This window comes from Pseudoalteromonas sp. S1610, assembly GCF_005887465.1.
GTDB lineage: Bacteria > Pseudomonadota > Gammaproteobacteria > Enterobacterales > Alteromonadaceae > Pseudoalteromonas > Pseudoalteromonas undina.
In genome coordinates this window covers 82,638-101,246 of sequence record NZ_PNDI01000005.1, presented here as the reverse complement: position 1 = coordinate 101,246, position 18,609 = coordinate 82,638, and the positions used below count along the sequence as shown (strand labels likewise).

Annotated in this window: 15 protein-coding genes; 7 read left to right on the top strand and 8 right to left on the bottom strand. The window is 40.3% G+C overall.

Annotated elements, in window-relative coordinates:
* Nucleotides 1-73 precede the first annotated feature (73 nt).
* A complete protein-coding gene (hutI, locus tag CWB77_RS03395) occupies nucleotides 74-1,321 on the top strand; it encodes an imidazolonepropionase (RefSeq protein WP_138621365.1) in 1,248 nt (415 codons plus the stop codon).
* A gap of 57 nt (nucleotides 1,322-1,378) precedes the next feature.
* Nucleotides 1,379-3,103 (top strand): GGDEF domain-containing phosphodiesterase, encoded by a 1,725-nt coding sequence (locus tag CWB77_RS03390; RefSeq protein ID WP_010390400.1) that lies wholly within the window; start codon nucleotides 1,379-1,381, stop codon nucleotides 3,101-3,103.
* Between the two features lie 7 nt (nucleotides 3,104-3,110).
* Here the strand turns inward: CWB77_RS03390 and CWB77_RS03385 are convergent, their stop codons facing one another.
* Both CWB77_RS03385 and rraA read right to left on the bottom strand, forming a co-directional pair.
* On the bottom strand, nucleotides 3,111-4,160 hold the full coding sequence (locus CWB77_RS03385) for a formimidoylglutamase (protein ID WP_055012267.1): 1,050 nt from the start codon (nucleotides 4,158-4,160) through the stop codon (nucleotides 3,111-3,113).
* 1 nt (nucleotide 4,161) lies between these two features.
* On the bottom strand, nucleotides 4,162-4,659 hold the full coding sequence (gene rraA, locus CWB77_RS03380; RefSeq protein ID WP_008465762.1) for a ribonuclease E activity regulator RraA: 498 nt from the start codon (nucleotides 4,657-4,659) through the stop codon (nucleotides 4,162-4,164).
* Nucleotides 4,660-5,058: 399 nt separating this feature from the next.
* Here rraA and CWB77_RS03375 point away from each other — a divergent pair, with 399 nt between their 5' ends.
* Nucleotides 5,059-6,939, top strand: coding sequence for a methyl-accepting chemotaxis protein (locus tag CWB77_RS03375; protein WP_010390403.1), 1,881 nt, complete (start codon nucleotides 5,059-5,061; stop codon nucleotides 6,937-6,939).
* A gap of 71 nt (nucleotides 6,940-7,010) precedes the next feature.
* On the opposite strand, the gene CWB77_RS03370 is transcribed toward CWB77_RS03375, so the two are convergent.
* The 5 genes from CWB77_RS03370 to priA form a co-directional block, all read right to left on the bottom strand.
* On the bottom strand, nucleotides 7,011-7,385 hold the full coding sequence (locus CWB77_RS03370) for a gamma-butyrobetaine hydroxylase family protein (RefSeq protein WP_138621363.1): 375 nt from the start codon (nucleotides 7,383-7,385) through the stop codon (nucleotides 7,011-7,013).
* Nucleotides 7,386-7,451: 66 nt separating this feature from the next.
* A complete protein-coding gene (hslU, locus tag CWB77_RS03365; RefSeq protein WP_054202550.1) occupies nucleotides 7,452-8,780 on the bottom strand; it encodes an ATP-dependent protease ATPase subunit HslU in 1,329 nt (442 codons plus the stop codon).
* 12 nt (nucleotides 8,781-8,792) lie between these two features.
* Nucleotides 8,793-9,311, bottom strand: coding sequence for an ATP-dependent protease subunit HslV (hslV, locus tag CWB77_RS03360; RefSeq protein WP_008115012.1), 519 nt, complete (start codon nucleotides 9,309-9,311; stop codon nucleotides 8,793-8,795).
* 81 nt (nucleotides 9,312-9,392) lie between these two features.
* A complete protein-coding gene (locus tag CWB77_RS03355; protein WP_138621361.1) occupies nucleotides 9,393-9,920 on the bottom strand; it encodes an SPOR domain-containing protein in 528 nt (175 codons plus the stop codon).
* A gap of 20 nt (nucleotides 9,921-9,940) precedes the next feature.
* Nucleotides 9,941-12,124 (bottom strand): primosomal protein N', encoded by a 2,184-nt coding sequence (gene priA / locus CWB77_RS03350; RefSeq protein WP_138621359.1) that lies wholly within the window; start codon nucleotides 12,122-12,124, stop codon nucleotides 9,941-9,943.
* A 230-nt stretch (nucleotides 12,125-12,354) separates the two neighbouring features.
* On the opposite strand from priA, the gene rpmE reads away from it, so the two are divergent.
* Both rpmE and CWB77_RS03340 read left to right on the top strand, forming a co-directional pair.
* A complete protein-coding gene (rpmE, locus tag CWB77_RS03345) occupies nucleotides 12,355-12,570 on the top strand; it encodes a 50S ribosomal protein L31 (RefSeq protein WP_008115018.1) in 216 nt (71 codons plus the stop codon).
* A 524-nt stretch (nucleotides 12,571-13,094) separates the two neighbouring features.
* Nucleotides 13,095-14,336: a malic enzyme-like NAD(P)-binding protein gene (locus CWB77_RS03340; protein ID WP_008465773.1), complete on the top strand. Its 1,242-nt coding sequence runs from the start codon at nucleotides 13,095-13,097 to the stop codon at nucleotides 14,334-14,336.
* 71 nt (nucleotides 14,337-14,407) lie between these two features.
* Here CWB77_RS03340 and metJ read toward each other — a convergent pair whose 3' ends face one another.
* Nucleotides 14,408-14,728, bottom strand: a complete 321-nt coding sequence (metJ, locus tag CWB77_RS03335; protein ID WP_008115021.1) for a met regulon transcriptional regulator MetJ — start codon at nucleotides 14,726-14,728, stop codon at nucleotides 14,408-14,410.
* A 198-nt stretch (nucleotides 14,729-14,926) separates the two neighbouring features.
* Between metJ and metB the strand changes: the two genes are divergently transcribed.
* Nucleotides 14,927-16,174: a cystathionine gamma-synthase gene (gene metB, locus CWB77_RS03330; protein ID WP_138621357.1), complete on the top strand. Its 1,248-nt coding sequence runs from the start codon at nucleotides 14,927-14,929 to the stop codon at nucleotides 16,172-16,174.
* A 49-nt stretch (nucleotides 16,175-16,223) separates the two neighbouring features.
* Nucleotides 16,224-18,569, top strand: coding sequence for a bifunctional aspartate kinase/homoserine dehydrogenase II (gene metL, locus CWB77_RS03325; protein ID WP_138621355.1), 2,346 nt, complete (start codon nucleotides 16,224-16,226; stop codon nucleotides 18,567-18,569).
* Nucleotides 18,570-18,609 lie beyond the last annotated feature (40 nt).

Genomic DNA, 18,609 nt, shown 5'->3' with positions numbered 1-18,609 from the left:
TAAGATGGCATAATCATCTTGTATATACAAGGTGTGTTTTTAAACTCGTTTGAACACTATCGCGGAGAGACTTATGCAAGCTACAGAATCCACAGAACAGTTAAATGATATCGATTTATTACTCACCGATGCCAATATTGCCACTATGGATAGCAACATTGATGCGCCTTATGGAGCGATAGAAAATGCGGCTTTAGCAATTAAAAATGGCAAAATAGCATGGTTAGGTAAGCAAACTGAGTTGCCTGACTTTGATGTATTAGCCACTCCGGTAGTAAGTATCAAAGGACAGTGGTTAACCCCGGGTTTAGTGGATTGCCATACTCACTTAGTGTTTGCCGGTTCTCGTGCACAGGAGTTTGAGCAGCGTTTACAGGGGGTAAGTTATCAGCAAATTGCCGCGCAAGGGGGGGGGATTGCAAGTACAGTTAAAGCAACCCGAGAGGCTGACCACGAACAATTATTTGTAGCAGCAAAAGATCGTTTAAATGCACTGCTAGCTGAAGGTGTCACTACGGTAGAAATTAAGTCAGGGTATGGGCTTGATATAGAAAATGAAAAAAAAATATTAGAAGTCGCTAGGCTTTTAAATCAACATCATCCTATTGAAGTCATTAATACCTTTTTAGGCGCGCATGCATTGCCTTTAGAGTTTAAAAATCGCAGTGATGATTATATAAGTTTAGTGTGTAATGAAATGCTCAACACACTTGTTGAACATGATTTAGTCGATGCGGTTGACGTGTTTTGTGAGGATATTGGCTTTAGTTATGCGCAAACGCAGCGAGTATTTGATGCGGCTAAAAAGCTGGGGTTAGCAATTAAGTGTCATGCTGAGCAGTTATCCAATCAACAAGGTGCTGCGCTGGTGGCGCAATACAATGGTTTGTCGGCCGATCATTTGGAATATCTTGATGAAGCCGGTGTTAAAGCTATGGCAAATTCAGGTACTGTGGCGGTATTACTGCCCGGTGCTTTTTATTTTTTAAAAGAAACGAAATACCCTCCGATTGAACTGTTAAATAAATACAAGGTTCCCATCGCAATTGCCAGTGATTTTAACCCCGGCACATCACCGTTATGTTCTTTGCAATTAATGATGAATATGGCTTGTACATTATTTAATTTTACTCCAGAGCAAGCATTAATGGGAGTCACTGCACACGGAGCTCAGGCTCTTGGTTTTACTGATAGAGGCGTATTAAAAGTAGGTGCTCGCGCTGATATAGCACATTGGCAAATTGAGCATCCTGCACAATTAAGTTATCAGTTTGGAGTAAATAAACTGTTAAATTTATGGATATTGGGTAAACTTAGCTAATTATAAGACTTAACTCTTAAACCCATGTTTTATTTAATGTCAGTGAGTACCTCAGCTATGGATGGAACGTTATTGAGCTACAGTAATTTAGCTATATTTTTAAGTGGTGCGCTTTTAATGGCAATGGTTGCTGTATTGTTAACCGTTAAAAGTAACGTAATAAGACTCATCCTTTTATGCACCGGGCTGATTGGTTTAGCTATGGTTAGTACTGCCATTCCTTGGTTTGTTGTGTTATTGGCTCTGGGGTTTGGTTTTCATTTATATCAAGCGAATTTACTAAAGCAAAAACTCCCATTACTTGTTAGTGCCTGTGCAACAGGGTTACTTGCTTTATTATTTATTGGTTACCTCTTTTTTACGCTACATTTAGCGTGGTTACTTATTCCAATTTTACTGCTCAGTAGCAGTAGCTTTTCAATGGATAATGCACCACAGATTGCTCCACCCTTAAAGCCGCAAACCGACCCTGAGGTGTATGTTGAAAATTCACCTTTAACTAGCTTCCCAGATAAACAACAGTTACGTCAAAAATATAATGAGCTTATTAATGAAGATTCATTCAGAGCTGCACTTATTGTTTTAAGATTGGAGGGCTTTGCGCAGGTTAATCAACACATTGGCCGAGATTTTGGTGATTTACTCTTGTCTCAGTCGGCAAATAGAATAAAAGACTTATTAAATAGTGATGAAGTGTTTTATCTTGACGAGCAGGCTAAGTTAGCGCATTTGGGTGGGTTAAACTTTGCATTTATTTGTGATTTACAAAGCCATAATCATTTACATCAACAGCTTATAAAGCAAATTATTGGCGCGACTTTAAAGCCCTTTAATGTAGCTAATTGTACGATTGAAGTAAAAGTAAGAGCCAGTTATGTACATTGTGAGCAGCAAAGCAGTAGCTTTGATGAGTTAATTAGTCATGCCTACTTGGCACTTGATAGCCGACCTGATAAACAAATAGTGGCTTATCATCAGCAGATGACGGTTGAGCACTTAGAGCAGCAAGCGCGATTGACTGAGCTGGCGAATATCAGTTTTGCTGATGAGTTTGAACTGTTTTTTCAACCTGTGATTCGAAATAGTGATGGCCAAATCGAATTTTTAGAATTGCTATTACGTTGGCAGCATCCAACTCAAGGGACTTTGTCGGCGAGTCGATTTATCAATGATATTAGAATTGCAGGGCTTGGTTACTCACTCGCTACCTTTGTTATTGAACGTGCTGGAGAGCTTGCCATGGCACTTCGTATGGAAGGAATGTCGGTACCTTTAAGTGTTAATTTATTTGGCCCGGAAATGCTCAACGAAGAGTTTGTGGATTTTGTTTATGGGGTTATTGGTGAGCATCAACTCAGGCCTGGTGATTTAATTTTAGAATGTCCGCTACATATTTTTACTAGCTTAGATGATAAAGGCAGAGCCATGATTGCAAGGCTTAATAGTTTAGGTTTAAAAGTGTGTGTTGATGGTTTAGGTGATAACCCTGTATTACTTTCTAAGTTACCTAGTTTAGCGGTGGAATATATTAAAGTATCGCCAGCATTAACTGCAGACTTTAGTAATCAAAATAATATACGTAGTTTAGTAGGTGGCATGGTTGAAATGCATAACCAGCAACAGACGAAAGTTATTTTTGAAGGTGTTGAAACACTCGATCAACTAAAGTTTGTAAAAAGTCTAAAAGCCTATGCTTCACAGGGATACTATTTTGGACACCCATTGAGCAGTTTAGGATTAATGAGTTGGTTTAAGCAATGGTTAGAAGCACAAGAACTTTAAGTGTGTTTTAAAGGCTTAGTTTTGTTTGTAAATAGGTATTAACTAAAGCACTGATCACTTGGCCACACTGTAATTTACCTGCAGTTATAGAATGAGGGTGTTGTGAAGGTGCTGCTTCGCATAAGTGTAAATAAGCACTGCGCGGATCATTTGCAGCTAAGTAAACATAATGCTCACCATCGCTGACATCAAAACCACAGTAATTAAAGGCACTTGCAGGCATATTGGTTAAGCTATCTAAATCAACTTCTACCCCTAGCGGTGCGTTATCAAACCTTTGGAGTGCATGGGTGGTTGCTTCTGTTAAGTTTATTTCGCGCTTCACATTAATTGTTTGATAGCTTGTGTAGCTAAAGTTAGCGCTCTGCATAGCATCAAAAATAGGTTGATTGTTTTTTAGCTCATGTAAGCCAATAACATGGTAATTCTTGAGCAGCTGCTCTTGGTAAGCGTAGCTAAACCCATTACCACTGTGCCTACCTTCACACTCACGAAAGTCGGCATGAGGATCTAAATTAATCGCGTTAATTGCGCTGTGGCTATGTTTGGCAAGCGAGCGAATAATACCCAAACAGTTATTGTGTCCGCCGCCAATAATAATAGGTTCAAGGCCCGCTTTAAAAACCATGTCTAAAATTGCTTCAACTCGCTCATCTACTTCAGCGCACAGCTTACGCAATTGAGCTAAGTCGTTTGGATTATGATTATCAAGCGTTTGGGCTTGTTGCATTAAATCGTCGAGGTTAACTTCGCCAAGCAGTAACACTTTTTGCATAGCGATGGCATTATTGTGAGGTTGGTTTAAAAACCGTTGTAAAAAAGCAGGCCAAGCATACTGTGCACCGCCTTTTCCTAGGTTGGCTCTCGGTCCAATGTCTTCACATATGCCGAGTAAGACAAAGCGCATACCAAATTGTACGGCATCAGCAAGCGCTTGTTGGATATTGTCGCGGGCATCGAGTAATGCCATCGACTGCCATGCTTTTAGCTCTCCAGCACGGTCAGAGCAAATTTCCTTTACCGTGCTTTCGTTATATATTTTAAGCTGAACAGTCACACTAAAGTTCTATTATTTCTAGCTCTAATTCTTCAGCAGAAAGTACAATACCTGTACTGTCGGCATAAACAAAGTCATCATCAAAAAATGATACGCCAGCAAAATTAACCCCTATACCGCTTTCGCCCGCGCCTTCACTGTCTGCTGCAACAGGAATTGATGCAATAGCTTGGATCCCTAAATCAAGTTCTTCAAGCTCATCAACGTGACGTAATGCACCATATACAATAATACCTTGCCAATTGTTTTCTAGTGCCAGCTCAGCCAGCTCAATGTCGATTAATGCTCTGCGAGTTGAGCCGCCGCCATCAATAAGTAAAATCTGATCAGTACCATCTTGAGAAAGTAATTGGCGGATCAGTTCATTGTTTTCAAAACATTTTACCGTTTTAATGCGGCCACCAAAACTGTGTCGACCACCAAAGTTGATGAACATAGGTTCAAGCACGTCAACCACATCAGCAAAGTGGTCACATAAATCAGAAGTGCTGTAATCCATTATTTTATCCTCAAAAGATACATAAGTTAGTAACTCAGTATACCCTCCTTATAGGCAATAACAACGACTTAATCGCAGTAAATTTAGCCATAATTAGAACTAAATCAACTATAAGAATAATAATTCTTTCATAAACTTGTCATTTATTCACAACAAGATTACAAACAGGTGTATTGCATCTTTGATGCAGCTGAACTTTTCCTCTTCAGTGGCAAGAGTTGTAAAATTGAGTAATACTGTGGTTAGGCCAATGGTTTAATATTGTCCATTTGTTTAAAAGGAGTTTGTAAATGGTTAAATTTTACCGGCGACCCCTTTTATTTTGTTCAAACTTAATGATTTAAATAAAATGAAGCATCACGTTATACTGCGCTGGCAAATTTAATATAGGTATTTACAATGAATTTTTTACAAAATCTGACGATAAAACGCCGTTTGCAACTAAATGCCCTAGTTGTTGGCTTAGCAATGATTGTCATGCTATGCATTATCATTTATGAAGCACGTGTAATGCTTAAATTAAATGAAACAATTCAATACGCCGAAGAGCTTGATGTGCATGAGCTTTCGATGCGTAAATATGAAAAAGATTTTTTATTTTATAAAGATGAAAATAGCTTAGATTTATTCACCAATGAATATAAACAGCTTCAGCTAAAACTGGGGAAACTATCTGTTTTATCAAACGATTTAGATATTGCCATTGCTCAGGTTAACCAATTTGAGGCGCTTGCAAAGCAGTATTATGATGACTTTCAAGTTGTTGTTAATTTACAGCGAAAGATAGGTTTACACCCTAAAGATGCACTCTATGGCGAATTGCGTGAGTCAGTACACAACATTGAAACACTGCTGAACCAGCAAAATAATTATAAATTACTTACTACTATGCTGCAGCTACGCCGTGCTGAAAAAGACTTTATGTTACGTTTAGATACCAAATATTTAGACCGATTTAATAAATTGGGTGATGAGTTAAAACAACAAATAAATACCGCAGAAATACCTAGTAATATACGCAATCAATTAACCTCATTAATGACTAATTACCAAGGCAAATTTACCGCACTAGTCGATGCACAAGTCGCCTTAGGGGTTGATTTAGATTCGGGGGCTCTTGGGAAAATGAGAGTTAGTGTTAAGAAAAGTGATGATGTGGTTACTGCCATTACTACGGCCACTAAAAAGCAAGTGAGTGAGACAGCTCAGCAGGCGCAATTATTAGCAATAGCCATATTTATAGCTGCCAGTATTATTGTTATGGTCCTTGTGTATTTAACTAGCCGTTCAATAATTCAGCCTATTGAGAAAGTTTATCAAACTATTGACAAGATAAGACGAAACAATGATTTAAGCTTATTCATAGAGCACAAAGGAGAAGATGAAGTCACTAGGATGACCATAGATTTTAATAGCTTGATTAGCGACTTTAAAGATCTTATCTATGAAGTAAATACTGCTCTGACAACGCTTAATATAGCAACGGGTAACTTATCTGAAACAACCTCAGCAACTAGTTCTGGCATGCAAGAGCAATTGCATGAAGCGGACATGGTGGCAACGGCAGCCACAGAAATGCAAGCAACGATTCAAGATATTTCACATAATACAGAAGCTGCAGCTAAAAAAGCTGAATCAACCAATGTAAGTGCTCAACAAGGTCAAGTTGAAGTAGAGTCAACCATTAAACATATTAATGCTTTGTCTGATTCGCTTGGTAAGGCCTCTAGCGTGGTGTCACAGCTAGAAAAAGATGGTGAAACCATTGGCTCTGTACTTGATGTAATTCGTGCCATTGCAGAACAAACTAATTTACTGGCTCTAAATGCGGCTATTGAAGCAGCAAGAGCGGGTGAGCAAGGTCGTGGTTTTGCGGTTGTTGCAGATGAGGTGCGCTCACTTGCACAACGCACGCAAGAGTCAACTAGCGAAATTGAAGGTATTATTAACACCTTACAACAGCGTACCCAAGAGGTAGTGAGTATTATGCATCAGTGTCGTACTCAGGGTGGTGAGAGTGCAACACAAGCAACAAAAGCGGGTGAATTGCTAGGAGCAATCACTGTTGATGTGCAAACGATTATGGAAATGAGTACACATATAGCCACTGCTATTGATGAACAGAGTCAGGTAGCATCAGAGGTTAATAAAAATGTAGTCCGTATTCGAGATATTGCTGAAGGAGCTGCCGCTCACTCACAAACTAATGCGCAAACCAGTGAAGAGGTATCTGAGCAATCAAGGGTGCTTCATCAAGCAATCTCAAAATATAAAGTATAACTTTCCATAGAAAAAAGTGGCTTAATTGCCGCTTTTTTCTTACTAACTAAGCAGAAGCATCCCCACTGGCGCTAAGGTACAAATTTTATTGGTACGCTGTCTTTGTTATTTTCATGCTGTTTAACACGTTCTAAATATGTGTCCCACAAGCTCGCTTTCTCAGCCTGCAGCTTAGCAAAATATTGCCAGCTAAATAGCCCGCTATTATGACCATCGTCAAACTCTAAACGTAATGCGTAATGCCCTACGGGTGTAATGGTTTTAATAGCCACAGCTTGTTTATTAAGTACCAACTTCATAGGTTCAGAGCCATGGCCTTGAACCTCGGCTGAGGGAGAGTGTACCCGTAAAAACTCCGCACTGAAGGTTGTCTCTGAATGATCATCAAAGAGCACATCTAAATTTTTACTCACACTATGATAGTGCACTTTAGTTACTTGTTTCATTGTCATCTCACTTACAAAAAAGCCTCCATGCTGGAGGCTTTAGTATAACGTTTTATGTCTTTGCAATTAAAGAATAAAGCGACTTAAGTCTTCATCTTCAACCAGTGCACCTAGGTGCTTTTCAACATAGGCAGCGTCAATAACTAAACTTGAACCTGCTTTTTCTGAAGCATCATATGAAATTTCTTCCATTAACCTTTCCATAACAGTATGCAGACGGCGAGCACCGATGTTTTCAGTTTTCTCATTAACCTGCCACGCGGCTTTAGCAATACGCTCAATTGCATCGTCGCTAAACTCAATAGCAACTTGTTCTGTTTTAAGTAGCTCACGTTGTTGTTCAGTAAGTGATGCGTGTGGCTCAGTTAAAATACGCTTAAAGTCATCAGCTGTTAGTGCTTCAAGTTCAACACGAATAGGTAAACGGCCTTGTAGTTCAGGGATCATGTCTGATGGCTTAGACATTTGGAATGCACCTGAGGCAATAAATAGCATGTGGTCAGTTTTAACCATGCCATGCTTAGTATTAACCGTAGAGCCTTCAATAAGCGGTAATAAATCACGTTGTACACCTTCACGGCTTACATCTGGGCCTGAGGCTTCACCACGCTTACAGATTTTGTCTATTTCATCAATAAACACAATGCCATTTTGCTCTACCGCAAAAATTGCTTGCTCTTTCAATTCTTCAGGGTTGACTAACTTACCTGCTTCTTCTTCGGTAAGTAGTTTAAATGCTTCTTTAATTTTAAGCTTACGTTTAGTGCGTTTATCACCACCCATATTTTGAAACATACCCTGTAGCTGGTTGGTCATTTCTTCCATGCCAGGAGGAGCCATAATTTCAACATTCGGCTGGGCTTGCGCTAAGTCAATATCAATTTCTTTGTCATCTAACTGGCCTTCACGTAATTTTTTACGAAACGATTGGCGTGTTGATGAGTTATCATCGCGCTGAACTTCACCGTATTGATCTTTCACTGGAGGCAGTAATACATCTAAAATACGCTCTTCTGCAGCTTCTTCTGCACGGTGTTTAAACTTTTTAGTTTGTTGCTCACGAGTCATTTTAATTGAAACATCAACTAAATCACGGATGATAGTTTCAACTTCTTTACCTACATAACCCACCTCTGTAAATTTAGTAGCTTCAACTTTGATAAAAGGGGCATTAGCAAGTTTTGCTAAACGACGCGCAATTTCTGTTTTACCTACACCAGTTGGGCCAATCATTAAAATATTCTTTGGCGTTACTTCTGTGCGTAAGTCTTCGTTTAACTGCATACGGCGCCAGCGATTACGAAGGGCAATAGCAACCGCTTTTTTTGCTTTTGCTTGACCAATAATATGCTGGTCTAGCTCATGAACAATTTCTCTTGGGGTCATATCAGACATGGCGAGTTCCTATTACAATTCTTCGATAGTTTGGAAGTTATTCGTAAATACACAGATGTTGCCAGCAATTGTTAGGCTTTTCTCTACAATTTCACGAGCACTTAAGTCGGTATTTTCTAATAAGGCGGTTGCAGCAGATTGCGCAAAGTTTCCGCCACTGCCAATTGCGATCAGGTCGTTTTCAGGTTGAACGACGTCACCATTACCAGTGATGATCAGTGAGGCAGTTTCATCAGCGACAGCTAATAGAGCTTCAAGTTTACGTAGGGCGCGATCGCTACGCCAATCTTTAGCCATTTCTACGGCCGCTTTAGTTAGATTACCTTGGTGCATTTCTAATTTGCTTTCAAAACGTTCGAAAAGGGTGAAGGCATCAGCAGTACCGCCAGCAAAACCAGCAATTACTTTGCCATTATAAAGACGTCGAACTTTTCGGGCATTGCCCTTCATTACAGTATTACCAAGGGAGACTTGGCCGTCACCACCAATAACAACTTTGTCATCACGGCGTACACTTACGATTGTAGTCATGTTATTCCTCATCATCGCGCTGCAAGGGGGCAGCGCGTAAAAAACGATTATGAAGAGGTTATATGGGTGAATGGTTTAAATTCAAGTCCAGCCCCAAATTCCGCAGCCAACGATATTAATTCGTTTTAGTTTATTTTTATCACTTTCTGCTTGGCGCTTGGTTTCATAAGGCCCTAAACGCACCTTATACCAAACACCATTGGTACCTGTGGCTTTTTTGATCTCTGAAATTAGCCCAGCAAAGGCTATTTTAGCCTTTAAGGTTTCAGCTTGTTGATGCGTTTTAAATGAACCACACTGCATAACATAAGGGCCTTTTTGTTCAAGTTCTTTCACTTCAACTTGAATTTCATGCTCTTTAATTTCTTTAATAAATTTAGGTGGTCGCGGTTTAGCTATTTCTACTTGTTTTTCGGCTGTTGGGTTTGCCTGTTTTTCAACAAGATCAGGATCGGCATTATTTTTAACAAACCAGAGTCCATATGCGAAACCACCCACAAGTACTAGTGCAATGAAAGTTAATAACAGCGGAAAAGGTTTTTTAGCCGGTTCTTGTTTGGTGTTTTTTTTATTCTTTGGTTTTTTATTAATATAATCGTGCTGTGCCATGGTGTTATGTGTGGCCTTACCTAAATCATGTCTGTAGGGTCTACGTCTAAACTCCAGCGAACTTTTTGAGCAAGTTTGCTGGTGCTGAGATAATCAACCATTTGTGCAAGATACGGGTGTAAAATGCGTCGATCTTGCGCTTGAATATGTAATTGAAAACGATACATCCCCGCAATCTTTTCTAAAGGTGCTGGGATTGGTCCAAGCAATTGTATACCAGATACCCCATTGACAGGAACCAAATCCGTTAGAAAGTCGACGACTTGCTTAATGTTATGTCCTTGTGCACGAACTATCGCCATACTGGTGATGGGCGGCAGTTGCGCGTCACTGCGCTCAGTGAGCGCAAAGCGGGCAAAATCTTGATAGCCGTTATTAACTAAATCTTGTAATAATGGGTGCTCAGGGAAGTGTGTTTGTAATAATACTTCACCGGGCTCACCAGAACGTCCCGCTCTGCCTGCAACCTGAGTCACTAATTGAGCAAGGTGTTCTGTTGCCCTAAAGTCACACGAATATAAACCACTATCTACATCTAAAATGAGTACTAAGCTTACATCCGCAAAGTGGTGGCCTTTGGCCAGCATTTGCGTACCGACTAAAATGCGTGCGCCACCTTGGTTTATTTCATCCAATGCTTTTTCAAGGCTGCCTTTGCGCCTCGTAGAGTCGCGGTCTATTCGGCTAATTGGGATGTCTTTAAATTCAGTACTCAAAAATTCTTCTATTTGTTCAGTGCCTTTACCGTTAGGAAATATCTGCGTGCTACCACAATCAGGGCATTGATGCGGTACTTGATATTGGTCACCACAGTGATGGCAAATCATCTGACCGATGGCTTTATGAAAGGTTGCACTCGTGCTGCAGCGATTACATTCACTTAACCAACCACACTCATGGCATATTAAAGTAGGCGAAAAACCACGGCGGTTTAAAAATACCATTACCTGCTTACCTTTATTCAGGTGCTGGCGCATTATCGCTAGGCTCGCATGGGCGATACCTGCTTGATCAGGCTGACCTTTCATGTCGAGAAGCTTAAATTGATTATCGGTGGCAGTTTGTGCTCGCTCACTTAATGTGAGTAACTGGTATTTGTTATTAATTGCTTTGTGCAGTGTTTCTAATGCGGGAGTCGCACTACCTAAAATAAGCGGAATGTTATTCTGATAAGCTCGATACGCTGCTAAATCGCGTGCATGATAGCGTAAAGTATCTTGTTGTTTAAATGAAGCATCATGTTCTTCATCAACCACAATCATCCCGAGTTTTAAAAAGGGCAGAAAAATACTCGAACGAGTACCTATAACGATGGCACAACTGCCTTTTTCACAAAACCGCCATGTTTGCAGGCGCTCGTTATCGGTGAGCGCTGAATGCCATAGCATAATTGGCGTGTCAGGGAAACGGCGCCTAAAACGATTCACTGTTTGCGGTGTTAGACCTATCTCAGGAACAAGTACTAACGCTTGCTCTCCACGCTTTAACACCTCTTCAAGGCACTGTAGGTAAACTTCTGTTTTACCGCTACCAGTGACACCTTCAAGTAAAAAGCTATTGAAACCGGTGCTTTGATTAATAGCTGTGCAAGCAATCGCTTGTTCTTTATTTAAGCGAGGCTTAGTGCCCACAGTAGGAGAGGCATGTTGCCATTGATTGTCATGTTCAATGGTTTGCACTATCAACTCTTTTGCCAACAGGCTATCAATAGTCTTTTTATTAAACCCGAGTGCTTTTAGTTCCGTTAATGATGACTTACCCGATGCAGATAATTGCTTAAGCAAGTTAAGCTGTGTTTTAGCTTTTAAAGATGGTAAAAGCGCCCCTTTATCAGTTAACGTCAGCATATTTATACTGGTTTTATCAGGGCATTCACCTTGGCGCAGCGCATTGGGGAGTGCAATATGAATAGTTTCACCTAGTGGATAACAATAATAACGCGCAGTAAACTTCAGCAGCTCCAAATGTTGCGCAGATAACACCGGCGAATTATCAATTACTTCAATAATAGATTTGATTTTGCCTTCAGGAACTTCTGTATCGGTTTTTAAACTAAGGATAACCGCTACTTTTCGTTGATTGCCAAAAGGGACGAGTACGCGCATGCCAGGCTGCAATTGAGTCAGCGGTGTTAATTGCTCATCCACTTTATAATCAAAGGTGCGAGGTAAGGGGACTTTTATTGCAACTTCAACAAAACACATAACAACTCAACTAAGAAACCTAATAGCCTAATGTACTAAAAATAGTATTAAAAGCCTACCGACAAATCAGTAATCAATAGGTGTTTGCCGACTTTTTAGTAAAAAGAATAATTAAAGCTTGTGTGCGTGCGGGTTGTTGGATAAAATTCACGACCAATAAATTTGTTTTAACGACGTATGGTGCCAGACTTCGGGTTTGGAGAGCGATGCGGCCTTAACTAGAGGTTCCTATGAAAGAAGGTATTCACCCTAAGTACGAAGTAATTTCTGCAACTTGTTCATGCGGAAACAAATTCGAAACTCGTTCTACTTTGTGTAAAGACATTCACTTAGACGTATGTTCTGCGTGTCACCCGTTTTACACTGGTAAGCAAAAGATTTTAGACACTGGCGGCCGTGTTGATCGCTTCAACAAGCGCTTCGGTGCACTTAGCAGCAAAAAATAATTTTTTGTTTCTATGTAAAAAAAGCACCTTAGGGTGCTTTTTTTGTGCCTAAAATTCACTTATCCCTCCATTTTTATAACAGTTTTGTATTTATTATTTTTGCATAACTATTTCCTGTTCTTATTCCGAATATGCATAAACATTTGCAGACAAAATTGCCAATATTATCTATATTTTTATTTGTTACACTTTAAATATGGTACTTAAATGTAGTTAACGTGAAGTTATTTGTATTTAAAGTTAAACAAAGTTCGGTATTTCACTATTTTAATTTAAGACTGAAAAGAGTATTTCATAAATATTGAATAAGGGTAAAAACGACCTGTAATTTTCATTTTTATGACGAATTTATATTTTAAAAATGTCAGGATAATCTAGGGAAGTTGCTGATAAATCACTTAAAATTAAGAGTTCTAGCATATAACAGGATAGACCTGATATTGCTTGGAATTTAAAAATAATAAAGGTATCGTAGAATAAAACTACCTCTCACTTTAACTTAAATTGCAGGATATAATCGCGTTATGTCAGATTTTCGTGAACAAGCACTACATTACCATGCCCATCCCGTTCCAGGTAAAATCAGTATTGAGCTGACCAAGCCCGCTGAGACGGTTAAAGACCTCGCGCTCGCATATAGCCCAGGTGTTGCAGAACCTGTTCGTGAAATTGCCGCTGATCCAGCAAATGCCTATAAGTATACTGGTAAAGGAAATATGGTTGCGGTTATTACTAACGGCACCGCAATTTTAGGCTTAGGTAATTTAGGCCCTCTGGCCTCAAAACCAGTAATGGAAGGCAAAGCATTATTATTTAAACGTTTTGCAGGCCTAGACTCAATTGATATAGAAGTTAAGCACCGCACAACCGAAGACTTTATCAACACGGTTGCGAATATTGCAGACACGTTTGGTGGTATCAACCTAGAAGATATTAAAGCGCCAGAATGTTTTGAGATAGAAAAAGCACTTATAGAACGTTGCAGCATTCCTGTGTTTCATGATGATCAACATGGTACGGCAATTGTAACAGCTGCGGGTATGCTAAATGCGCTAGAAGTACAAGGTAAAGCAATTGAAGATGCGATTATCGTGTGTTTAGGTGCCGGCGCTGCAGCTGTTGCCTGTATGGAGCTTTTAATTAAGTGTGGCGCACTGCGTGAACACATTTATATGTTAGACCGTAAAGGCGTTATTCATACACGTCGTGATGACTTAAATGAATATAAGCAATTATTTGCAAACAACACGGATAAACGTACTTTACAGGACGTAATTGAAGATGCCGATGTGTTTGTTGGTGTATCAGGCCCTAATTTATTAGCCGCCGATGATTTGAAGTTAATGGCTGACCGCCCAGTTGTATTTGCATGTTCAAACCCCGATCCTGAAATTGATCCGCAATTAGCACATGCTGCACGCAACGATCTTATTATGGCGACTGGCCGTTCTGATTATCCGAACCAAGTTAACAACGTACTTTGTTTTCCATTTATTTTCCGTGGCGCACTAGATGTACGCGCAAGTGAAATAAACGATGAAATGAAAATAGCTGCTGTAGAGGCAATTCGCAGTATTGCTAAAGAGCCAGTTCCGGCTGAAGTACTGACTGCTGCAGGTATCGATAAATTAGAGTTTGGTGCTAAATATATTATACCAAAACCTATGGATCCGCGCTTACTGCCTCGTATCGCCAAAGCCGTTGCTCAAGCTGCAGTTGATTCGGGTGTGGCACAAATTGATATGCCAGAAAATTACATGGCGTAATTTTAAGTGTAAATTAACGCAAAAAAACCTCAGCATTTGCTGAGGTTTTTTTATAACACAGATAAAGAAATTTAGTCTTCATTTAAAATAGGCACTTCTAGTCCCATTTCTTGCATTATTTTCTTCACCTCTTCAGGTACTTTTTCTGCGTTGTCTTTACGTAGATCATCATCATTAGGTAGCGGTTGCCCTGTAAACGCATGCAAGAACGCTTCGCATAAAAGCTCACTATTTGTTGCATGGCGTAAGTTGTTTATTTGACGACGGGTACGCTCGTCGGTTAATACTTTTAATACATTTAGCGGGATCGAAACGGTGATCTTTTTTACTTGTTCGGATTTTTTCCCGTGTTCTGCGTATGGGTGAATATATTCACCATTCCATTTAGCCATAAGATGTATCGTTGCCTCAGATTATAAATTGCTCACACAGCATCAAAGCGTGTAAATATGCGTGAAATTCTATCGGTTTAAAAAAGATAGTCAAATACTAGTTATTTAGCTATCTAGACATTTAAATGTTTTGACATCTTAAACTGCATGCGCTACCTTTTAGACGTCTAAACATCCAAAATAGTGAAGGTGACGAAAATGAGTGAAAAAAATAAGGCAACAATTGCTGTTCGTAGTGGAATAGAAGCCGATAAACAGCATGGTGCGGTTGTTCCACCGCTTTATTTATCAACCACTTACTCATTTGCTGACTTTGATACCAAGCGCCAATATGATTATGGCCGCAGTGGTAATCCTAACCGTGACATTTTGGCTGAGGCGCTCACTGAACTTGAAGGCGGGGCTAAAGGTATAATTACCGCAACGGGCATGGCGGCTGTTCACTTAACAACCCAATTATTAAATAGTGACGATACATTAGTGATCCCTCACGATTGCTATGGGGGCAGTTATCGTTTATTTACTTCACTGGAAAAACGCGGATTGTTAAAGCTAGAAGTGGTCGATTTCACTAAAAGCGAAAGCTTATCGCAAATTCTTGCTATTAAACCTAAGCTGATCTGGATTGAAACACCGAGTAATCCAATTTTACGATTAACTGATATTAAAGCAGTTACCGATATTGCTAAGCAGTGCGGTGCACTGGTTGCTGCCGATAACACATTTTTATCGCCGGCTTTGCAAAATCCGATTAAATTTGGTGCTGATATTGTGGTTCACTCAACTACTAAATATATCAATGGTCATTCAGATGTTGTTGGGGGGGCGGTTATTGCAGCAACCGCTGAGCTTGGTGAAGAACTGGCATGGTGGGCAAATAATATTGGCATTACTGGAGCGCCATTTGATAGCTATTTAACTCTCAGAGGTTTGCGCACGTTAAACGTGCGTTTGAGGCAACACCAAGAAAACGCACTCGCTATTGCACAGTATCTAGAAAACTCCCCGTTTGTTGCTCAGGTTTACTATCCAGGTCTTGAATCACATCCACAACATGCGCTTGCTAAGGCGCAGCAGTTTGGCTTTGGTGCAATGGTTAGTTTTGATATCAAAGGCGATATAAACGATGCTGCAGCGTTTTTAACGCGCTTAAATGAATTTAGTTTGGCGGAATCATTAGGCGGAGTTGAAAGTTTGATCTGTCACCCCGCAACCATGACCCATGCAGGCATGGAGGCGACTGCTCGTGCAGAAGCTGGGGTGGGTGATACGCTTATTCGTATTTCGGTGGGTATTGAAGATGCAAAAGACTTACTTGCTGATTTAGACAGGGTATTTAATTTGGTTCGCCCCGGGCAAGCAGATAATGCTTTAGCTGCAAAAAATGGTGCCAGTGAGTCATTTGGCTCAGCGAAACTAAACGCGGCGCATCCGGCGTTATGGTAGTGCCTACCAATTTTGAAAATATAAAACATGAAGTCGAGTTGGTATTAACATGGTAAATCAGGTTCATAAATTTGGTGGTTCGAGTTTAAGCTCAGCGGATCGCTTTAAAAGTGTCGCAAATATTATTTTAACTCATGCTCAAGCAGGGGATTGTGTGGTGGTATCTGCTGCGGGTAAAACCACCGATACCTTGGTTAAATTGTGGCAAAGCTTTCAACAGCAAGATACCCAAGCGATTGCTGACATTATTTTATTAATAAGTAATCATCAATCTTCGCTAATTGAACAATTGCTTATAGCGGGTGCTAAGCATGAAGCACTCAATATACTTGCCACTGAGCTAAGCATTATTACTCAGCAGGCTAAGCAAAACATATTAACTGAAGCGTGGCTATTAGCTCATGGCGAATTATGGTCTGCAAGGCTATTAAGCGCTTACTTAGGGCAACTTAACATTAGTGCTTGCGCTCTGGACGCTAGGCAGTTATTCATATTAGACGCAGGGCAGCTACAGCATGCTAATAATCAGCAGCAGTGCTTAAAAGCCATAGATACAAGCAAAATTAATGTCGTTACAGGGTTTATTGCGGCTAATTTACAACATGAAACCGTGACCTTAGGGCGAAATGGTAGTGATTACAGTGCTACTTTATTAGCACGATATTGCAATGCTAAAAAAGTGTCTATTTGGACTGACACTCAAGGTGTTTTTAGTACTGATCCGCGTAAGGTCGCTAATGCGATTAAGTATGCGCGGGTGTGCCGCGAACAAGCTAATTTATTGGCTAGACTAGGTAACCCCGTACTACATGCTAAAACATTATCGCCATTAAAAGGGACCGATATAGAGTTAATTGTTCGCAGTAGCTACGATCTTCAAGGCAGCCATACCGAAATAGTTAAACTAGGAATGAGTAAACAAAAGCGCTTTTTAACCACGATTAACAATGTGGATTTACTTACTGTTGATGACTTGAGTGAAGGCGAGGTAGCGCATGTTAGTCAGCTTATTCAGCATAGTTTGCATCACTTTGAACATGCGGGCGAAATTTACTTGGTAGTCCCTGCGTCGGCGACATATCAGGTGGTTAATTATTTTGCTGGCCGCGCCAACATTAGTGAGTCTAACTTAAATGGGGTTGCAATTATTGCATCAGAGCAAGATATAGCGATGCTCAGTGAGCAAAGTGCCGCTGTACTTCAAGCGCAATCAATCCATCCTAGGTTTACTCATTTTGGTGACGGTTATACGTTATTATTAACCGATCAGGTACTTGAGAGTGATGTGCTGAGCTTACTGCATGATAAATTGATCAATAAAGCGCAAGAAATAGCTTTAATTATTGCAGGGCTTGGTAATGTGGGTACCGAATTTATGCGCCAACTACCAGCACAACTAGCCCGTTTATCATCAGGTTTTAACGTTAAGTTAGTAGCATTACTGCGCTCAGAGCAGATGCTGGTTAATGCCAATGGGTTAGATTGTGAGAGCTGGCAACAGCAATGGGAAAACCATGCAAGCCCCTATCAGCAAGCTGATTTGTTGTCATACATTGATACGCTTGAGTATGAACATAAGGTAGTGATTGATATTACCGCCAGTGAATATTTTAGCCAGCTTTATAGCAAATTTGTGGAATTAAATTGTCACTTAATTAGTGCTAATAAATACGCAGGCACAGCTCCGCTGAGCTGGTATCAAGCATTACGTGAAGATTTGGCACAGCGCGGCTTACATTGGCGTTATAATGCCAGTGTGGGAGCCGGATTACCGATTAACTTTGCACTGGCCGATTTGCAAAACAGTGGCGATAAAATAACGCGTATAGAAGGCGTGTTTTCTGGCACGCTGTCATGGTTATGCAGTATGTATGATGGCAGCAAGGCATTTTCAGATTTAGTGCTTGAAGCACAAGCTTTGGGGTTCACCGAACCTGATCCGCGAGAAGATTTATCTGGCCGAGATATGCAACGCAAGTTGCTTATTTTGGCGCGTGAATTAGGTATTGAATTGGAACTTGGTGACATTTCTTTATCGGCATTGATGCCCGATGAGCTAAGTGCGGGCAGTTGGAATGACTTTGTTGATAACAAGGCTAGTTTAGATACGTTTATCAAGCAGCACTTCGAAGCGGCTTTGCAACAAAATGCTGCACTGTGTTATACCGGATTGCTAGAGTTTAAAAACAGCAAGCTAAACGCTAAGGTAGGAATTGCCTATGTACCAAAAAGCGAAGCGGTTGCTAATTTAACACCTGGCGATAATATTTTTGTGATTAATACTCAGTGGTATAACCAAAACGCATTAGTGATACAAGGCCCTGGTGCGGGTAAAGAAGTGACCGCAGCGGGCGTGCACTCTGACTTATACTGGTTGGTACAAAATATTAGTTAGACCATCAAAAAGGCCGCAAATTAGCGGCCTTTTTAATGTT

What these genes read in the sequence shown, in the direction of transcription:
- hutI (WP_138621365.1), top strand. Translation starts at nt 74, where the DNA reads ATGCAAGCTACAGAATCCACAGAACAGTTAAATGATATCGATTTATTA.
- CWB77_RS03390 (WP_010390400.1), top strand. Translation starts at nt 1,379, where the DNA reads ATGGATGGAACGTTATTGAGCTACAGTAATTTAGCTATATTTTTAAGT.
- rraA (WP_008465762.1), bottom strand. Translation starts at nt 4,659, where the DNA reads ATGGATTACAGCACTTCTGATTTATGTGACCACTTTGCTGATGTGGTT.
- CWB77_RS03375 (WP_010390403.1), top strand. Translation starts at nt 5,059, where the DNA reads ATGAATTTTTTACAAAATCTGACGATAAAACGCCGTTTGCAACTAAAT.
- CWB77_RS03370 (WP_138621363.1), bottom strand. Translation starts at nt 7,385, where the DNA reads ATGAAACAAGTAACTAAAGTGCACTATCATAGTGTGAGTAAAAATTTA.
- hslU (WP_054202550.1), bottom strand. Translation starts at nt 8,780, where the DNA reads ATGTCTGATATGACCCCAAGAGAAATTGTTCATGAGCTAGACCAGCAT.
- hslV (WP_008115012.1), bottom strand. Translation starts at nt 9,311, where the DNA reads ATGACTACAATCGTAAGTGTACGCCGTGATGACAAAGTTGTTATTGGT.
- CWB77_RS03355 (WP_138621361.1), bottom strand. Translation starts at nt 9,920, where the DNA reads ATGGCACAGCACGATTATATTAATAAAAAACCAAAGAATAAAAAAAAC.
- priA (WP_138621359.1), bottom strand. Translation starts at nt 12,124, where the DNA reads ATGTGTTTTGTTGAAGTTGCAATAAAAGTCCCCTTACCTCGCACCTTT.
- rpmE (WP_008115018.1), top strand. Translation starts at nt 12,355, where the DNA reads ATGAAAGAAGGTATTCACCCTAAGTACGAAGTAATTTCTGCAACTTGT.
- CWB77_RS03340 (WP_008465773.1), top strand. Translation starts at nt 13,095, where the DNA reads ATGTCAGATTTTCGTGAACAAGCACTACATTACCATGCCCATCCCGTT.
- metJ (WP_008115021.1), bottom strand. Translation starts at nt 14,728, where the DNA reads ATGGCTAAATGGAATGGTGAATATATTCACCCATACGCAGAACACGGG.
- metB (WP_138621357.1), top strand. Translation starts at nt 14,927, where the DNA reads ATGAGTGAAAAAAATAAGGCAACAATTGCTGTTCGTAGTGGAATAGAA.
- metL (WP_138621355.1), top strand. Translation starts at nt 16,224, where the DNA reads ATGGTAAATCAGGTTCATAAATTTGGTGGTTCGAGTTTAAGCTCAGCG.